This is a genomic window from uncultured Dysgonomonas sp. (assembly GCF_900079725.1).
Taxonomy (GTDB): domain Bacteria; phylum Bacteroidota; class Bacteroidia; order Bacteroidales; family Dysgonomonadaceae; genus Dysgonomonas.
In genome coordinates this window covers 1,845,999-1,865,037 of sequence record NZ_LT599032.1, presented here as the reverse complement: position 1 = coordinate 1,865,037, position 19,039 = coordinate 1,845,999, and the positions used below count along the sequence as shown (strand labels likewise).

The following is a 19,039-nucleotide window of genomic DNA, read 5'->3' as shown; positions in this document are numbered from 1 at the left end:
CAGCCCCGTTTCCGAATTGTTTTATGGGTTATAATATAAAAGCTGAGAATATTTTTATATTTTTGTGTCGCCAATGAATGGCCCTGTAGTTTAATGGATAAAATAAAGGATTCCGGTTCCTTAGCTGTGGGTTCGATTCCCGCCAGGGTCACAGAGATTAATAATGGGCCTGTAAATCAAATGTTTACAGGCTTATTTATTGTGGTTGATTGTAGCTTGTTGATTCTCAGCTGTATATCTCTTTCTTACCAGCTAATAATGTATTCCGCATCAATGAGATAATGGTCATAGGTCCTACACCTCCTGGAACGGGAGTGATATAAGATGCTTTAGGCGCAACTTCATCGAAAGCCACATCGCCTTTTAGTCTGAATCCGGATTTAGTCTCGGTAGATGGTACACGGGTTGTGCCCACGTCTATTATAACAACACCTTCTTTGACCATATCGCCTTTAAGGAATTCCGGAACACCAAGGGCGGCAATGATGATATCGGCACTCTGGCATACTTCCTTGATATTTGGCGTACGGCTGTGGCAGACCGTCACTGTAGCATCGCCCGGATAACTCTTCTGCATCATCAGATTGGCTACAGGCTTACCTACTATATTGCTACGGCCAAGAACAACGCAATGTTTCCCCTGAGTTGGTATCTCGTATCTTTTCAACAGCTCCAATATGCCTGCCGGAGTAGCCGAAACAAAGCAAGGCAAACCGATAGACATGCGTCCTACATTGATAGGGTGAAAGCCATCCACATCTTTGCGGTAATCTATTGCCTCAATCACTTTCTGCTCCGAAATATGCTTTGGCAGAGGGAGTTGAACTATAAAGCCATCCACATCAGCATCGTTGTTCAACTTATCGACGCAGGCTAGTAAATCCTCTTCACTGACATTGTCTTCGAAGCGGATAAGGGATGATTTAAATCCGACATCTTCACATGTCCGTACTTTACTGGCTACATAGGTTTCGCTGCCACCATCGTGTCCGACAAGCACAGCGGCCAGATGTGGTGTTTTTCCTCCTGCCGCCTTTATTTGCGCTACTTCTGCTGCTATTTCCTTCTTCATCTGCGCCGAAATGGCTTTCCCGTCAATTAGTTGCATAGATATTGGTTTAGTAATATATAATAGTGCTTTTCTAAATGCAAATATACAAATATGAATGTAATAGAGTTAATGATCCAAATGAAAAGAGGACATCAGAATGTCCTCTCGTCTTATTATTTGTTACTTACCTCTACTTTCTGGGTAGGGGCAAATTGACTATTTCGTTTGTCCACCGAAGCTATAAAGTTATCAGCCAAATGAGCGAATGCCATACCTGTTATCGTATTCTCATTCAGGGCCACCGGCACACCTTTATCTCCTCCTTCGCAGATACTCTGTACGATAGGGATTTGTCCGAGTAGAGGCACATTCATATCTTCTGCCAGATTCTTCGCTCCGTCCTTACCAAAGATATAGTACTTGTTTTCCGGCAGTTCGGCAGGAGTGAACCATGCCATATTTTCTACCAGCCCTAATATCGGCACATTGACCTTATCATTAGTAAACATATTGATTCCCTTGCGAGCATCGGCCAGAGCCACCTCCTGAGGCGTACTTACCACTACCGCTCCTGTGATAGCCAGTGTCTGCACCAATGTAAGGTGTATGTCGCTCGTTCCCGGTGGAAAGTCGATAAGGAAATAATCGAGATCTCCCCAATTGGCATCGGCTATAAGCTGTTTCAAAGCATTACCCGCCATTGCTCCACGCCATACCACAGCATCGTTCTTGTTTACGAAGAAGCCTATGGAAAGCATCTTTACACCGTATTTTTCAACGGGGATAATATATTCCTTGCCATCTATAGGTTCTAAATATGGCTGAGCCTCTTCTTCAGCAAACATTTTAGGCAGCGACGGCCCGAATATATCAGCATCCAGTAAACCCACCTTATAGCCTTTTTTAGCTAAAGCTACAGCCAGATTTACCGATACGGTACTTTTACCCACACCGCCTTTGCCTGATGATATGGCAATGATATTTTTCACTTGAGGAAGAAGTGTCGCAGGTTTTGGTTGCTCCGCCTGTTTGGTTCTTACTTCTATATTGCCTTTAATTTCAATATTAGGGTCTGCGTATGTGAGTATAGCCGTCTCGGCCGCTTTTACAACCGATTTGATAAATGGATCGTTCGGTTTGTCAAACATCATGGAGAAACTTACTTTCATACCATCGATATGTATATCGTCGGATACGAAGCCCATTTCTACAATATCTTTCCCTGTACCGGGATAACGCACATTGCGTAGTGCGTCGATAATCAGTTTAGGATATATATTAGCCATTTTTAGTTGATTGATTTAATTCGTTGCTGCGTCCGTAACTGCGATACGGGTCTTTCTCTATTTCAACATCCGGTTCGGTCCAGTTATCACGTCCGGCGCACTCAAATTTTATATACTTGATATTTAAACCACGCGAAAGCCATTGTTGTTCATAGAACGTCTGTATTTTAAGAATATCATCCACTAGTCCCGAATGATATAGGTCATCTGACTGGAACAATACAGGAAGCGTATTGGCTTTTACCATTTCACAGGTGTATGTAAACATGAAATTACTATCGGTCTTCAGGTGTATGATACCATTGTCTGACAGAATCTGACGATACAGTTTCATAAAACGGGTTGAAGTCATACGCTTGTTTACCTTACCCATTTGCGGATCGGGGAACGTTATCCATATCTCGGAAATTTCCCCTTTGGCAAAGAAGTGGGTTATCAGTTCGATATGGGTACGCAGGAAAGCTACATTTGTCAATTTTTCGTTGAATGACTGCTTTGCACCTGTCCACATTCTGGCGCCTTTTATATCTATTCCGATAAAATTCTTGTCAGGAAACAGTTTCGCCAGACCTACAGTATATTCGCCTTTACCGCAACCCAGTTCGAGAACAATAGGATTATCATTTTTGAAAAACATCGCATTCCACTTGCCTTTCATTTCAAATCCCTTTTCTTGCAGAACTGCAAACGGGTATTGGAATACATGCGGATATTCCTCCATGTTGGCAAATTTGGCAAGTTTATTCTTTCCCATATTTTAGTTGCAAATTACGAGTTACAAGTAAACAAGTTCGCGCTTTATAATTAGAATTTGTCATTCAGTTCATTGAATAATTGGCACATCGGCATATCAGCACATTAAAATTGCTGCATATCACACAGTTTCCGGTAATATCCGTTCATCTCATACAATTCGTCGTGATGTCCGCGTTCTACGATTATACCTTCGCTCATCACACATATTTCATCCGCATTCTTGATAGTAGATAAACGGTGAGCGATAACCAGTGTTGTACGGTTTTTCATCAGTTTTTCCAAAGCGTCCTGCACAAGGCGTTCCGATTCGGTGTCCAGAGCCGATGTTGCTTCATCCAGAATCAATATCTGCGGGTTCTTCAGTATTGCACGGGCAATGCTGACGCGCTGGCGTTGTCCGCCCGACAGTTTGCTGCCACGGTCTCCTATACTGGTTTCATACCCTTTCTCTGTGGCGGTAATGAAGTCATGTGCATTAGCTACCTTGGCGGCCTCGATAACCTGTTCCATTGTGGCATTTTCTACCCCAAACGATATATTATTGAAAAATGTATCGTTAAACAGGATAGCTTCCTGATTCACGTTGCCCATCAGCGCCCGTAAATCATGTACATCAGCATCCTTAATATTGGTGTCGTCGATGTAGATACCTCCTTCGTTTACATCATAGAAGCGGGGCAGGAGATCGGCCATTGTTGATTTACCGGAACCGGATTGCCCTACCAGTGCAATGGTCTTGCCTTTTGGTATTGTGATACTGACATCTTTTATTACCCAGTTTGTCTCGTATCTGAACAATACATTCCGATAAGTTATTTCCCTGTTGAAAGATATTGGTTTCGGGTTTTCAGGGCTCTTTATATTATTTTCAGCCTTTAATATTTTGTCAATACGTTCTACCGAAGCCATACCTTTCTGGATGGCATATGCCGATTTAGAAAGATCTTTTGCCGGATTGATAATCAGGTAGAAAATAGTCAGGTAATATATAAATCTCGATGCATCCATATATCCGCTACCTTCCAGAATGAGGGATCCTCCGTACCATAGCACCAAAACAATGGTTATTGTCCCTAACAGTTCACTCATAGGGTGAGCCAATTGTTGTCTGCGTGCGATACGGTTCGACATGTTACGGAATATATTACTTGTTTTATCGAAACGTTCGATCATCTTTTCTTCGGCATTAAATGCTTTAATAATACGCAGTCCGCTAAGGGTTTCTTCTATCTGTGACATCATACCGCCCCATTGGGATTGAGCCTCTACGGATTGTCTTTTCAGGCTCTTACCAACTTTACCCATGATGTATCCGGAAACAGGCAAAAGAATGAATACGAATATAGAAAGTTTCCAGCTGATGAAGAGCAATGTGCCCAGATATATCATAATCATAATCGGGTTTTTACTGATCATATCCAGGGAACTCATCACAGAGTTTTCTACTTCACCCACATCTCCGGTCATACGAGCCATAATGTCACCTTTGCGTTCATTGGAGAAGAAGCCAAGAGGAAGAGACAAGACTTTGTCGTTTATCTGTTTGCGTATATCTCTTACAACCCCGGTGCGCACATCCGTAATGAAATAAGCGCTGAGGTAGGTAGTTCCTGTTTTCAATATGGTCATTACTACCAGAATCAGGCCTAATATAAGCAGAACAGCGGCCGCCGAATGAGTATCCATAGTTTGGGAAAGGTAATAATATACATTGTTCTCCAGAATCTTAAAGTTGAATATACTTGAAGAATCCATCGGCATGTATTCATAGACTTTGTCGTTCACCTTAAATAGAATCTGAAGGATTGGAACAATCAATGCAAATGAGAATACATTAAGGAAAGCACTCAGTATATTGAAAAAGATATTGAGTACTACTTGTCTTTTGTATGGCGGAACAAACCGCTTGATAAGTGAAATAAAATCGTTCATCAAAAGATGTTTAGTTGATAAAAAGTATAGCCTCAGGAGAGGCTATTTCAAAAACGGCTGCAAGTTAGCTATAATTCTTCTCTTAATGAATAGCTTTTATTTATTTTCACTAATATGACAAATAATTGCCATGAAAATTAGCAATCTTTTTATCCTGAAAAATAATCAGTTCTTACCAACTTATATATGAAAAGGTAACAAAGGTAACACAAAAAACAATTAAGAATGAAGAATGAAAAATTAATAATTTTTTCCCTCGTAACTTGTAACTGCCCGCAGGGCGCAGTAACTTGTAACTCTTAAAAAGTAACACATGTTTCAGCTTTTAGCTGATAGCTATCAGCCGTTAGCTTAGACTATCGCATAAGTGGCTTTATGGTAAATAGTATTTTCATGCAAAGATGCTAAGGCGCAAAGTCCAATTCATCATTTATAACTCATAATTCATGACTTATTATCGCATTTACGTTTATTAACTACATTTAGTTAAAACCTGACACATCTGACAGTTTTTCCTTTGTTTTTATCTTGTTGTTTTTGTATCCGTTAACTATGATAGTTAGAAGGTAACACAAAGAGCAATTAATAATTAAGAATGAAAAATTAATAATTAGCTTTTACCCTCTCTGTAGCCTCCCCTCGGGGAGGTTGGAGGGGCCATCAATACTTCAAAGAACTATAAGCTAACAGCTAAAGGCTATCGGCTAATAACATAGATAAAGATTCTTTAATAAGATCAAATAAAAACGGGACTATCTCTCAAGAAATAGTCCCGTTCCGAATAAAACTCAAATAATTGCTAAGTTACTCGTATGATGCCGGAAAAGAAGTTATCCTTAACCGGGCAGTACCCATAGGGACAAGTGTAATATTATCCACCCGGGATGATTTCTCACAGTCTTCGTCGGGTAATACACCACATAATTTATATTGGTCCAATTTCCAGGATGGTATTTGTCTCCCTTTTGCTTTTATTACAAGCGGAGAGTTCTGCTGCGTAAAAGGATAATTATCCGCAGGCCATGCCCTTTTTTCAACAACAAGGTTACTGAATGGTTTCTCCGGATCTAGAACTAAAGCATAATTCCAAGCTGTCTTGGGATATATCTCATATGACGGCCATTTGGAGGGATCAGCACTTTCCTGCCATTTCGAGTCCCAGATGGCGCTTTCTTTACTATCCACTTTCTTGTATTCTTCATCAATATTGAGAGATAAAGTCAAAGGACCGTAATTAACGCTTACGCTGTTTTTGTTCACTTGCCATGTTTTCAGCGAGAACTCCATCGGATAGGTAACTTTTATGATATCTCCATTGCTCCATTCACGGTTGATACACGCATATTTACCTGCAACCAGATCCGCAGGGATTTTCTTCCCGTTTATTTCCAGTTGCGCATCCTTTGTCCATGACGGGATGCGGAGATAGAATGGAAATCTTACCTTTTTCGGCGTGTTTACTTTAAACCGGATTGCTCCGTCAAACGGATATTGCGTATCTTCGCCGATAGTGATCTCAGTGCCGTCACCTACTTTTACTTTTGCCTCGCAGGCCGCATAGATGGCTGCTGCAACGCCATTGTCAGGAGTTGCAAGAATCAGGTTCTCTATAAAATAAGGCCAGCCTTGCGCGTGGTTATGCTGGCAGCAACGGCTGCTGAACGGGTTCATTGCCAGAAAAGGCCCTCCGTTGTCGATACCCGGCTTGTGGTTTTCCGAGTCGCTCTGCACATGGTTCGGGCAAGTGATATAGCGCAACGATTTCAGGTCGGGCATCATTGAAGCTGGATAGGAATTGAACGCGATATTTTCGCAATGTTCTGCCCACAACGGATCTCCGGTGTACCACAGCATCATTTCATCCGAAGCCATTTGCTCTACAAAACCGCATGTTTCCGTGCCTTGGCGAGGGTCTATGTACCCCATACGTGCATTTTCATCTGCGCCGAACATTCCCCCCGATACTTGTCCGAATGTGCGGCGTATGAGATCATGTACGTTATAGGTGGCGTGAAGATGCGCAGGGTCTTTGGTGAGCATATAGTAGGTAGCAGGTTCCCGGAAGCCTTGGGCTATATTCACGTTATGCCAGTTAGGAAGAGTCGAATCCTGCATCCAGTTGGCAGTATTGCGGTGTATTTTATGAACCAGCTCCAGTAGGAAAGAGTCTCCGGTAATATTGTATAGCCAGTATACACTGTAGATATTATCCCCTCCTCTGGAATTTTCCCAGTAGTCTTTTAGAAATTTTTCGTCAGGAACGGTCAGTTGCCATTTGAAATAATTAGTCATCAGATCAATAACACGCTTATCGTTCGAATATTCGTAATAGGATTGCAGGCACCATAACATTATCATGTTAGCCCAAAGTTCCCTTTTTCCGTCCCGCTCATTTATAGGGCCGAAGTATCCGTCGGGTTGCTGGCTTTTTATGGCTGCTTCTATCCATATCTTTGTTTCGGCAAGCATCTTAGGGTCATTAAATATATAGGCCATATTGCCATATCCTTTGAGCCAGTATGGGACTTCTTCCCATCCGTACTCTCCTCCTGTATTTAGCCATGCATTGTTCTTTTTGTTGAGCCATGCGCTGATCTCGCCCAGTTGTCCGGCCAACCCGTCCCGTTGAAGTTCGAGCATACGTTTTGTCCAGCCTTTGGGTTGCACTTTGCCGACCGGTAATTTTATGAAATTATTGGGTAATAATGGAGCCCTGTTACTTGTGTAATAATTGTTGAGGGCCTTTACTGACGGACGATTTACGATTGTAACATCAATGTCGCCTCCCAATGCAGAGATACTATTGCTGCATAAGAAGAGTGTGACTGCGATTAAGCTATTTAAAAGACCTTTTTTCATATGTATTATTTAAAATTTATTCTGTTTTCTGAACGTATAACCGGTGATATTCTGAGTAAGAAAAATAATTGTACCGGACTATCGCAGCCCAGTACAATGTAAAAGTATTTATTTAATTACTATAGAAAATTATTTTGTCATTCTGTCATTCAGCATTTTGATGTAATATCCGCCTACTACCGAGCGTGCTTTGAAGCCGACATGTGTTTTGCTATCCGTATTGTACCAATCACTCATAGGTACACGGTCGGTCGTTTCATTCATAAATTTATGCAATGGTGTAATAAATTTCAGGAATGTCGCGTTGTCATCAGCCAAAGTTGCAGTCCAGATAATCCAGTCGGATTTTGTATAATTCTTTCTGCTGTCGAGTGGCAAACCGTATTCATTCTGTTTAGTCAGATAATAAGGAAGTTCTTTCTGAGCCACAGAATCAGGGAATATATTTAATTTGAGTATCTTGTTCCATATCAAATTATATTTCTGGCTCCATGTTCCCGGTTGGTCGAATGTCAGGCGGTAGTGGTCGCCATCATCAGCCATCTTTATCCATTCCTGTGCCATTTCTTTGGCTTTGGTCGTATATTTTTCAGCGATGTCTTTCTTCCCGAGCATATCTGCCAGATATCCGTAAGATGCGATACCCATAATTGCTTTCACCGAAAGGTTTACATTGTGTGCAAAGTGACCTGCAAAGTCGTCGGTACAAAGTTGGTTTTCCGGATCGAGCCCTTTTTCCACAAGGTAATCTGTCCATGTAGTCAGTACATCCCAATGTTTTTCAGCGTATTTTGCATTTCCTTCCACAGCGGCTATCGCGGCAGTAAGAGCCAGCATGTTTCCGCCTTCTTCCACAGGCATGTCTCCGCCGTATGTTTGTCCGTTGGCCCAAGGATATGTGCCTATATCGTGTGCAGGGAACGGTTTAGTCCATTTGCCGCTTTCGCTGTAGTAGAAAATATGGTTGAGCAGGCCTTTCGCCAGTTCCGGATTGTAGTATAGGAATAACGGAGCGGAGGGATAGGTTACGTCTACTGTTCCGATGGATCCGTTACTATTGTTTTCCTTAGATAAGAATAACAAGTCCCCGTTTGGTGCTTCAGCGAGTTTATGGGCAGATATCGCCTGACGATAAGCCAGCGCACACAATTCTGCATATTCTTTTCCTCCTGCTTGTGCAGCTTCATTCATTAATCTGAAATCGAAATCGCTACATTTGTTGCTTAGGCTGACAAATTCTTTATTAGCCTCAACAAAAGCTTGCTCGATAGATTTGTCGCCTTTCTTATTCCAGTATGGGCGAAGGTTTTCTTCAAAATACTGGATAGAGTATATGTCGTCGTATCCGATAAGTACTTTTCCTGAGGCGGATTTACTGTTACCCAGAGTCTGCGATATAGCCAGACTGGCATTGTCTTTGGAGCTTACGTCTCCTGCAAGTTTTCCGTTCTTTACAAAATCGTTTCTCATCTGATAAGGGTTACCGACATTATATGTAGAGTTGCTTTTCTCACCACTCAGATAGAAATAACCCCAATCGATACGGATATCATCACCTCTTTTTCCCAGGACTTTCTGGTTTACACTTCCTGTTTTGAGGAATAAAAGCCCGTCTTTTTCAAATCCTTCGGCCTTGCTTTCCTGCGATGGAATATTCAAAGCCCAATTTGGCGCGGCTTCGAAATAGATTTGAACGTCATGGTCCTTACCATCCAATGAATTGATATCATATGAGATATAATTTACCGGACGTGACACGAGATTCAGGTCATCCATGAGCAGTGGTGCAAGGAAAGAGAGTTTTAGTTCCACGTTTCCGCACTCGAAAGTATAATGGGTCTGGGTTGCTTGTACATCAGCCGATTTCTGTACTGCTGTTGTACTCAGGAATGTTTCAATATCATCTTCCACATAGATACCAAAATCTACGAGAGCTCCTCCCATTTTGTTGTGGCAATGGGCAGCAATGACATTTTTACCTGCTTTCAGTGTGCTTTTCACTTCATCGCTGAGTGTGATCTGTACATCTTTCCTCCATTCATATCCTGTCTTTACCACCTGTATACCGTTGATGTACAGCTCGAAAATGTCGTCATGCGAATATATGAGGAATACTTTTTTATCCGACAGGTCTTTTTCCAGATTTATATTCCGGCGTACCCATATGTCTTTGGTTTCCCAAAGTGTGTTTACATTGGTTTCCTCCGAAGTGCCGAATGCGGCTTGTCCTTCTTTCCATCCGTTATCGTTAAATTCAGCTTTTTCCCAGCCTTTATCCGGAGCATTGAATGTATATTTGCCTGCCCAGGCTGTTGTTACAGACATGCCCGCTACAGCTTTTATAGGAGTTTGTTCTACGCCCATAAAGCGATATGCTTCTCCATCGACACGTATTACCCCTAATAGAGGGAATTCTTTGCCTGTCCAGTGTTTCACTGATTCATCATACAGATTATCGGCTGCCGACCACGCTGAGGTATAGGGGTCAATCGTTACCAATGGGTAAGCAGGCGCCCGTAAGTCGTTTTTGATAATCTGTGCCGGTTCTTTAGCGCCACCGCAACTAAATAGTCCGGTGAGGCATAAGAGATAAAGTAATTTTTTCATTATATAGTTTATTTCAAAGAATTACATATTTCCAGGTTGATTTGTCTTAGTCGCGGTTCTTCCAGTTTAATGACTTTGCGGTCATATGTCATCAATCCGTTTACCTCGCCTTCTACATCAGTTGTCTGGGTATAAACTGCGGCAGTGAATCCTCTTTTGATAAAGCCTTTCAATGCTTCTGCATATTTGATGTATTCATCTGTTACTTCTTTCGCATTTTTAAATTGAACATATCCCCAGTTTTTATCGGTCTGCCAAAGGTGATTTTCGAGAGGCAGGCCAATGCCGCCATATTCTCCCAATACATTTGCTCTTTTGGTATCATACAAAAACATGTCCGGTCCCGGATAGTTGTGTAGATCGATCATATCCCCTACATGATAATGATTACCACCACTCGCTGGATTTACCAGGCGGGAAGGGTCGTGATTCTTGGTCCAAGCTACAATTTCAGGAGTTTTGAATTGTCCCCATGCTTCATTGAACGGAACCCATACTACAATTGAAGGATATGAAATCAGATAATCCATAATTTCTCTCCATTCCTTCCGATATACATTTTCGGACTCGATAGAACGTTGTACTTCCACACCATTGAAATGATTGTGCATTTGCCACTGAGGGGATGGTCCGCCATTAGGCATATCTTGCCAAACAAGGATTCCAAGACGGTCGCAATGTGTGTACCAGCGTGCCGGCTCAACCTTTACATGCTTACGGATCATATTGAACCCGAAATCTTTTGTTTTCTGAATGTCATATGCCAGCGCTTCATCGGTAGGGGCTGTATATAGTCCATCAGGCCACCAGCCCTGATCCAAGGGGCCGAACTGGAAATAATCTTTGTTATTTAACTGGAAACGGTAGATGCCATTGGCGTCTCTTTTAGAGGATATTTTGCGCATGGCAGCATAGCTTTTCACTTTATCTGCCGCCTTGCCATTATTGTATAGGGTAACTTCCAGATCGTACAGGAATGGAGTCTCAGGAGACCAGAGTTTTAGATCAGGAATGTTTATATCAGTAGACTGTCCTGCGGCAAATTTGCTTGTTGCTACCGTTTTCGCCCCGTCTTTTACTGTCACTTCTATTATATCTCCGGGAGTAGTACCTTCTGTACAGATATCAATAGATAACTGGCTATTGTCTATATTCGGAATTGTTTTAATAGCTGCAATGTGCTTTTGCGCTACAGGTTCCATCCATACAGTCTGCCAGATTCCCGATACAGGAGTGTACCATATTCCATGCGGGTTTTTTATTTGTTTTCCTCTGGCCTGGTCACCGTCATCAGTAGGGTCCCAGACTTTGACTACCAGCTTTTGATTTCCGGAAGCCAGATAAGGTGTGATGTCGAAACTGAACGGAGTATATCCTCCGGTATGGGAGCCGATTTTAATGTCATTTATAAACACTTCGGTTTTCCAGTCTACGGCTCCAAAGTGCAATAGAATTTTCTTTCCTTTCCAATTTGAAGGGACAGCGAAAGTACGTTTGTACCAAAGTTCTTTATCTTTACCCAGTTCCTTTTGTACCCCGGACAAACTTGATTCTACAGCAAAAGGAACTAATATCTGTCCGTCGAATTGCTGAGGCTCTTGTTTACCTACAGGCAGTATAGCGTATTCCCATAGCCCATTCAGATTTGTCCAGTCTGTACGCTCCATGATTGGACGGGGATATTCTGGTAATACATTGTTCGGATTAAGGGTTTCTGCCCACTTGGTTTTGAGTTTATCCCCTACAGGCTTCCATTGAGCAAATAAACTGGTGCTCGATAAGACCAAAGCTAAAATAAGAATCTTCTTCATTTAAATAAGGTGTTTATTTTTAGGTATTATACAATATTGTTTTATTTTTTATACTGACTATATTTTAAATATTGTGCGTTCTTGTATATGCAGGCATTTATTACTCCTTTGTTTTATGGTTTTATATCAATTTTCCATCTGGATATTTTATGTGTTTTCTTGGTTTGCCGAATATTACAAATGTAGTCTGATGTACCCGAAATAGGTGAAACTTATTGTTCAAAAAATATAAATATCAGGTCACAACTCCTTTTGAATCGGTCGATTAACATGATAAAATTGAAAAATGAGATATTTTTTTTGTTTTTTACAAAAAAACATATACTTTTGTATCGCTTTAAGAAAAGCAAATGTTTGTCTCATGGTGTAATGGTAGCACTGCAGTTTTTGGTACTGCCTGTCTAGGTTCGAGTCCTGGTGAGACAACAAAATAAAAAAGCTGTATATTGAAAAATATGCAGCTTTTTTATTTTGTTACTTATCTGATTTGTTATTTATCAGTCTTTTTATCTATTAGTCTCATAACCCATTTCTCAGCCTCCACTATGATGAAGATAATAAATCCAAAAACGAACGGATATATCCAGAAATGCAGTGGAAGTTTAACCGTTCCGAAAACTTGATTCATAAATGGAATATATGTTATTGAAAGTTGTAATAAGATAAGCAATCCCGATACTACAAATACTGCCTTATTACCGAAAAAGTCTCCATAGAAGGCAGACTTGCGGATGCTGCGGCTATTATACAAGTGAAACATCTGGGTGATTACAATAGTTTGTATTGTTACAGTTCTGACAATATCTTCACTCACTCCATTATTCAACAAATATAGGTTCAATAACAAGGTTCCCCCTCCTATAAGAACAGATACGAACAGGATGCGCCATATAAAGTATCCGTCTAATAATGGAGTTTGGGGAGAACGCGGCGGTTGTTTCATCGTATCCGGCTCTAGTTTTTCAAAGGCAAGAGCCAGAGAAATAGTCACCGATGTAACCATATTGACCCAAAGTATCTGTATAGGAGTAAGTGGCATAAGCGTTCCGAACAGGATGCTGGCTATGATAAGAAAACTCTCGGCTCCATTAGTAGGCAATATAAACAAGATGGTTTTCTTGAGATTATCATATACCCTTCTACCTTCCTCTACCGCAGCAGCAATAGTAGAGAAGTTGTCATCGGCCAATACCATCTCCGCTGCATCTTTGGTTACCTCTGTACCTTTTATACCCATCGCTATACCTACATCCGCTTTCTTCAGCGCCGGGGCATCATTTACTCCGTCTCCCGTCATAGCGCATATTATATTACGGGCCTGCAAGGCTTTCACCAAGCGGAGTTTATGCTCGGGGCTGGTACGTGCAAAAATGTTATATTCGACAGCTGCTGATTCTAATTCTTCATCAGTCATCTGTTCAATGGTTTTTCCTTCCAAAGCCTTGATTCCATCGCCAATTCCCATTTCCAGTCCTATCGATTTTGCAGTCTCGATATGATCTCCGGTTATCATTTTTACGGTTATACCGGCTTCAGAACATTGTTTTATTGCTTCAATAGCTTCTTCTCTTGGAGGATCGATGATTCCTGCCAGACCGAGAAACGTAACGCCCTCGTGTAAATCTTCATGCGAGAGGTTTTTCTGGTCTTTACCTACTATTTTATATGCTCCCCCGATTACACGCTGGCCCTTGCCGGCTAATCCGGTAATTGCATTTTCCCAGTTCTTTCGGTCGAATGGTTTCTCTCCGTTCAGTGATAGTTCTTTGCCAGCCATATCCAGCAGGCGGTCGGGCGCACCTTTTATGTATATGATATTTTTGTCTTCCGCTTCAACCAGAGTAGCCATGTATTTATATTCCGAATCGAATGGAATAGTTGCAATTCTATCTGTTTCGTGATGATCTACAGAAGCCTTCTCATATAAGGTAATGAGTGCACCTTCGGTGGGATCACCTTTTATGTACCAGTTATCCTCTTCATCTTTTCCCAGAGAGGCTTCATTACATATGTAAAAACAGCCTATCAGGTTATCCAGTACCGATTCAGCATTGAAGTCAACGATCTCATTATCCTTCACTACATCTCCAACAGGAGAATATCCTGTGCCTGTTACATCAAACTGATCGTCACTTGTTACAAGAGTCTTGACTGTCATTTCATTTTTAGTCAGAGTCCCGGTCTTATCAGAACAGATAACAGCTACCGAACCCAGCGTCTCTACCGAGGGTAAAGTGCGGACTATAGCCTTTCGTTTAGCCATATTCTGTACGCCGATAGCCAATATTATTGATAAAATGGCAGGAAGCCCTTCGGGAATAGCTGCAATAGCAAGTCCGATTACGGACATTAATAATTCGCCTGTATCGTAGTGGCGATAAAAATATCCGAAGATGAAAACCAATACAGCAATGGCAATTATCACGAAAGATACGGTTTTACCAAACTTAGCGGTCTGTCGCAGCAAAGGTGTTGTAATAAGTTTTACCTCCGACATCATACGATTTATCTTTCCGATTTCTGTATTTTGTCCTGTGGCTACAACTATACCCATTCCGGTTCCTGCACTAACTGTGGTTGTAGAAAAGGCCATATTATCCCTGTCTCCTAAAGGGGTGTCCGCGGCTATTGCTCCTACATTCTTTTGCGATGGAATGGATTCTCCGGTTAAAGCTGATTCTTCTATTCTCAGATTATCTGATTTTATCAGCCTGAGATCGGCCGGAATCTTATCTCCAGGGTGGAGGATGACCAAATCCCCTACAGCTAAATGCGAGGCTCCTATTTCAAGCCTTTTTCCGTCTCTTACGATTTGGGCTGTATGAGACAACATTTTCTTTATATCTTCCAGCGCCTTTTCAGCCTTGTTTTCCTGAAAGTATCCGATACAGGCGTTCACTACGGCAACAATCACAATTACGACTGTGTCTGCCCAATGCCCCAGGAATGCGGTAACTATAGCAGCTATAAGGAGGATGTAAATAAGAATATCGTTGAAATGTTTGAAAAAACGTAATAGCCGGCTTTCTTTTTTCTTTTCCGGAAGGATATTTTCTCCGAATTCAGCAAGCCGTTCATTAGCATCTTTTTCGGGTAAGCCTTTTGTTGCATTAGTTGTTAGTAACTCTAAAACTTCACCGACTTCGAGAGAATGCCAGTTGTTATTACATAATGTTTTTTCTTTCCCCATATTATTTTTGATTTTATTTATCAGGATTGATAATGTATCAATTCATCCTGAAAAATGGACGTTAGCTTTGTGCAATTCCTTATTTTAACAATTGAACAGATAAAAAAGTTTCAATTTTTTTTAACAATAGAATCTCAGAGTGCTTTCTGATAAATAAATACAAGATTATTGGATTTCTTTGTGAAATATCGAATTATAAAGTATAACTCCGGATTCGGAGCCACTTATTGGAGGTTAAAACTCTTGGTCTATAATAAGAAAAGCCACTGGTTAAGTGACTTTTATAACTTCTTGATTTTTCTAAAACTGTTGTCTCACTAGGACTCGAACCTAGACAGGCAGAACCAGAATCTGCAGTGCTACCATTACACCATGAGACAATATTACTTTTGCGAGTACAAAAGTAATAATAATTTTATTTAGCTACCAATAGGAAGTAGTTTTTCTTTCCTTTTTGTGCAATAATATATTTTCCGGCGATGAGAAACGATGAATCTATCATATCATCGAAGTTCTCTATTTTCACTTTATTTACCATTACTCCGCCTGCCTGTACTGTCTTGCGCATTTCTCCTTTCGATGGGAATACAGATGCATTTTCGGTCAGTAAATCCACAGCCTTGATTCCGGCAGATAACTCATCTTTGGATATATCGAATGTGGGTACACCCTCAAATACTTGTAAGAATGTTTCTTCATCCAGTTTTTTCAAAGCATCGGCAGTTGCGTTACCAAACAGAATATTAGATGCTTCAACAGCCTGATCATAGTCCTCTTCGGAGTGAACCATGACAGTAACTTCCTTTGCCAGGCGTTTCTGTAACGGACGAAGATGTGGAGCCGCTTTTTGTTCCGCAACCAATGCTTCTATTTCTTCTTTACTGAGAGCTGTGAATATCTTGATATATTTTTCTGCATCGTCATCGCTTACATTCAGCCAGAATTGGTAAAACTTGTAAGGAGAAGTATATCTTCTTTCGAGCCATACATTACCCGATTCGGTCTTGCCGAACTTAGTTCCGTCTGCTTTTGTTATCAATGGACAAACAAGGGCAAAAGCCTCGCCTGAAGCCTTGCGGCGTATAAGTTCTGTTCCGGTGGTGATGTTTCCCCATTGGTCGGAACCACCCATCTGAATGCGACAGCCCAATGTTTCATATAAGTGGAGATAATCGTATGCCTGCATCAGTTGATATGAAAACTCTGTAAACGACATGCCTTCCGAAGCTTCCCCGCTCAGGCGTTTCTTTACAGAATCTTTGGCCATCATATAGTTTACAGTAATGTGTTTTCCTATGTCGCGGATAAAATTCAAAAAAGAGAAGTCTTTCATCCAGTCATAGTTGTTTACCAACAATGCCGCATTCGGCTTGTCAGACTCGAAATCGAGAAACTTAGCTAACTGTTTCTTAATCGATTCCTGATTGTGGCGAAGAGTAGCTTCATCCAGCAGATTACGTTCGGCAGACTTCATAGAGGGGTCTCCGATCATACCTGTTGCTCCGCCTACAAGAGCGATGGGACGGTGTCCTGCACGCTGGAAGTGCTTCAATATCATCACACTCACAAGGTGTCCGATATGTAACGAATCGGCAGTAGGGTCAATGCCCACATAGCCCGAAGTCAGTTCCTTTTGCAGTTGTTCTTCCGTACCCGGCATGATCTCTTGTATCATACCTCTCCATCTTAGTTCTTCAACAAAATTCATCGAATTAGTTTATTAATTGTAACTTTTTTAGTTAGTGTGCAAAAGTACGACCTTTTTCGAAAAGAAAAAACATATACCTTTATTTTAATGTGCCAATTCGATCAGCAAACTTCAAGATTAGCAGATTTACAAACTGTTTTTACTCATAGCTTAGAACTTATTGCTTGTTAAAAGGTAACACTATTTACAGTTAACAGTAAACAGTCAACAACTTGTATCTTGTCTACTTGTAACTGTCGGCAGGGCGAAATAACATGTAACTTTTTCAAAAGGTAACATAGGTAACAGTCTTTTCAGCTATTAGTTGATCGCTTTTAGCCAATAGCTTATGCTCAAAACTTGACACATTTTACACGATTTTCTATCTGTCACTCTTTACCCTCCCCTTGAGAGAGGTTGGAGGGGCCAATCAACACTTCAAAGAACTATCAGCAAATAGCCATATCTGTATTTTACTTTTCTTAACCGTATTTAGTTAAAAAGTAACACAAGTAACACTTTTTTACCTGTTTGAGGACTTGTAGTGCTTATTGTATAATAAGTCCCTGCTAGCGGGATAAATATAAATCGGTTTAAAAACTACTACATAGATAAAGTAATTTGCATCCGGTGCAAGATTTACCGATATATCAAGACTCTCAATAAATTTAAAATTTCCCTGTAACTGTACGAATCTTTCGATTGCTTAATAAGAAAGGCGGGACGATTTATAATAAAAAAAGAAGCCTTAAAAAAAGGCTTCCGTGCTTCCTTATAAAATATATTTGTCACCGCGAAGCTGCGCCGACAAATATTGCGGCAATGGCTCCCCAGAAAATGACAACAAGTATAATACCTATTACCATCCATACTAACTGAGCTTTTGCCCAGTTGGCCTTACTTTCAGGTGTATTGCTCCCAAAGGCCCATACGAACAGCATTATGAAATTTACTAACGGAATGATCATTATAAGCATAGTTACAAGCCATTCTCCCATACTAACCACAGATTTATTGCCTTTGGCATACTGTTCTTGATTTTCCATAATAATGATTTTATAATTAAAAATAATACAGCGAAAACTTCTCTAGTGAGTTGATTTATAGTCTGAGTTTCCGATGCACTAAGATAAAAATAAAAATGTTGTTTTCTTTTATATAAGCCTTCTTATTAAGTTTTTAAAAATATTTATTGTCCTGTTTTAATGTTCAATTTCATTAGGCGTTTTCTCGCAATGGTATAATCAAAATGAATTTTGCTTCTACTCATTGTTTATTGAAAACGGTCAATTATTTAAATCATATAAATGTTCTTTGCAATAACTTTTTTGTCTTGGCTCATTACTGCCGCGCCCTCCCGGGCTTGTCCTTCCTTTTGGCATTGCCCAAAAGGAAGCAAAAGGCTAGCGCTTCGTTCCTCGGCGACCTGTCAACGGTTTGCCGGCTAAAAGTGACGAACGGGCTATCGCCCCGTCCCTTTTCACGCCGACTGCACCGGGCAGGTACCCGCCTGCGTCACTAATGCGCATCCGCTGACGCACGAGTAGGGCGAAGCCAATTGGTGATTAAATCCGCGTCAGCCTTGCGCCGTATGCTTCACAGACGGGTACCCGTCAGAAGAGAAAGGCTAAAAAACGAAAACGTGTTTGAGCTTATCTGAGTATTCAGATATCAGAAACTTTCCAGCGAGTTTTTTCGTTTAGCCGTCTCTGCTGTTAACGGGTCGGCCTTTGAAGCGGGCGCTAAAGAGTTTTTGGTTCCTTTTGGGGCTTTGGACAAAAGGAACACAAGCAATCTTTGATTGCGCGTAGAAAAAATGGAGAAAATAATTGAACATTAAAATACGGCATTAATTTATCC

Annotated in this window: 11 protein-coding genes and 1 tRNA gene; 2 read left to right on the top strand and 10 right to left on the bottom strand. The window is 41.0% G+C overall.

The window, feature by feature from the left end:
• Positions 1-79: 79 nt before the first annotated feature.
• Positions 80-151, top strand: a tRNA-Arg gene (locus tag QZL88_RS07950).
• Positions 152-226: 75 nt separating this feature from the next.
• On the opposite strand, the gene folD is transcribed toward QZL88_RS07950, so the two are convergent.
• The 10 genes from folD to QZL88_RS07900 all read right to left on the bottom strand — a co-directional run bounded on the left by folD (position 227) and on the right by QZL88_RS07900 (position 18,225).
• Positions 227-1,108 carry a bifunctional methylenetetrahydrofolate dehydrogenase/methenyltetrahydrofolate cyclohydrolase FolD gene (gene folD / locus QZL88_RS07945; RefSeq protein WP_296939908.1) on the bottom strand — a complete coding sequence of 294 codons (882 nt, stop codon included), beginning with the start codon at positions 1,106-1,108 and terminating at the stop codon, positions 227-229.
• A 116-nt stretch (positions 1,109-1,224) separates the two neighbouring features.
• A complete protein-coding gene (locus QZL88_RS07940) occupies positions 1,225-2,337 on the bottom strand; it encodes an Mrp/NBP35 family ATP-binding protein (protein ID WP_296939907.1) in 1,113 nt (370 codons plus the stop codon).
• Positions 2,330-3,091 carry a tRNA (guanosine(46)-N7)-methyltransferase TrmB gene (gene trmB, locus QZL88_RS07935; protein ID WP_296939905.1) on the bottom strand — a complete coding sequence of 254 codons (762 nt, stop codon included), beginning with the start codon at positions 3,089-3,091 and terminating at the stop codon, positions 2,330-2,332. The genes QZL88_RS07940 and trmB overlap by 8 nt, the downstream gene beginning before the upstream one ends.
• Positions 3,092-3,195: 104 nt before the next feature.
• Positions 3,196-5,025 carry an ABC transporter ATP-binding protein gene (locus QZL88_RS07930; RefSeq protein ID WP_296939903.1) on the bottom strand — a complete coding sequence of 610 codons (1,830 nt, stop codon included), beginning with the start codon at positions 5,023-5,025 and terminating at the stop codon, positions 3,196-3,198.
• 804 nt (positions 5,026-5,829) lie between these two features.
• Complete coding sequence (locus QZL88_RS07925) at positions 5,830-7,884, bottom strand: beta-L-arabinofuranosidase domain-containing protein (protein ID WP_296939901.1); 2,055 nt, start codon at positions 7,882-7,884, stop codon at positions 5,830-5,832.
• A gap of 129 nt (positions 7,885-8,013) precedes the next feature.
• The gene (locus tag QZL88_RS07920; protein ID WP_296939899.1) at positions 8,014-10,491 is read right to left on the bottom strand and encodes a glutaminase family protein; all 2,478 of its coding nucleotides are present in this window, start codon (positions 10,489-10,491) and stop codon (positions 8,014-8,016) included.
• Positions 10,492-10,499: 8 nt separating this feature from the next.
• Positions 10,500-12,302: a sugar-binding domain-containing protein gene (locus QZL88_RS07915; RefSeq protein WP_296939897.1), complete on the bottom strand. Its 1,803-nt coding sequence runs from the start codon at positions 12,300-12,302 to the stop codon at positions 10,500-10,502.
• 490 nt (positions 12,303-12,792) lie between these two features.
• Positions 12,793-15,492 (bottom strand): cation-transporting P-type ATPase, encoded by a 2,700-nt coding sequence (locus QZL88_RS07910; RefSeq protein WP_296939895.1) that lies wholly within the window; start codon positions 15,490-15,492, stop codon positions 12,793-12,795.
• A 415-nt stretch (positions 15,493-15,907) separates the two neighbouring features.
• The gene (gene tyrS, locus QZL88_RS07905) at positions 15,908-17,200 is read right to left on the bottom strand and encodes a tyrosine--tRNA ligase (RefSeq protein WP_296939893.1); all 1,293 of its coding nucleotides are present in this window, start codon (positions 17,198-17,200) and stop codon (positions 15,908-15,910) included.
• Positions 17,201-17,967: 767 nt separating this feature from the next.
• Positions 17,968-18,225, bottom strand: a complete 258-nt coding sequence (locus QZL88_RS07900; RefSeq protein ID WP_006801376.1) for a hypothetical protein — start codon at positions 18,223-18,225, stop codon at positions 17,968-17,970.
• A gap of 287 nt (positions 18,226-18,512) precedes the next feature.
• On the opposite strand from QZL88_RS07900, the gene QZL88_RS07895 reads away from it, so the two are divergent.
• A complete protein-coding gene (locus tag QZL88_RS07895; RefSeq protein WP_296939890.1) occupies positions 18,513-18,701 on the top strand; it encodes a hypothetical protein in 189 nt (62 codons plus the stop codon).
• Positions 18,702-19,039 lie beyond the last annotated feature (338 nt).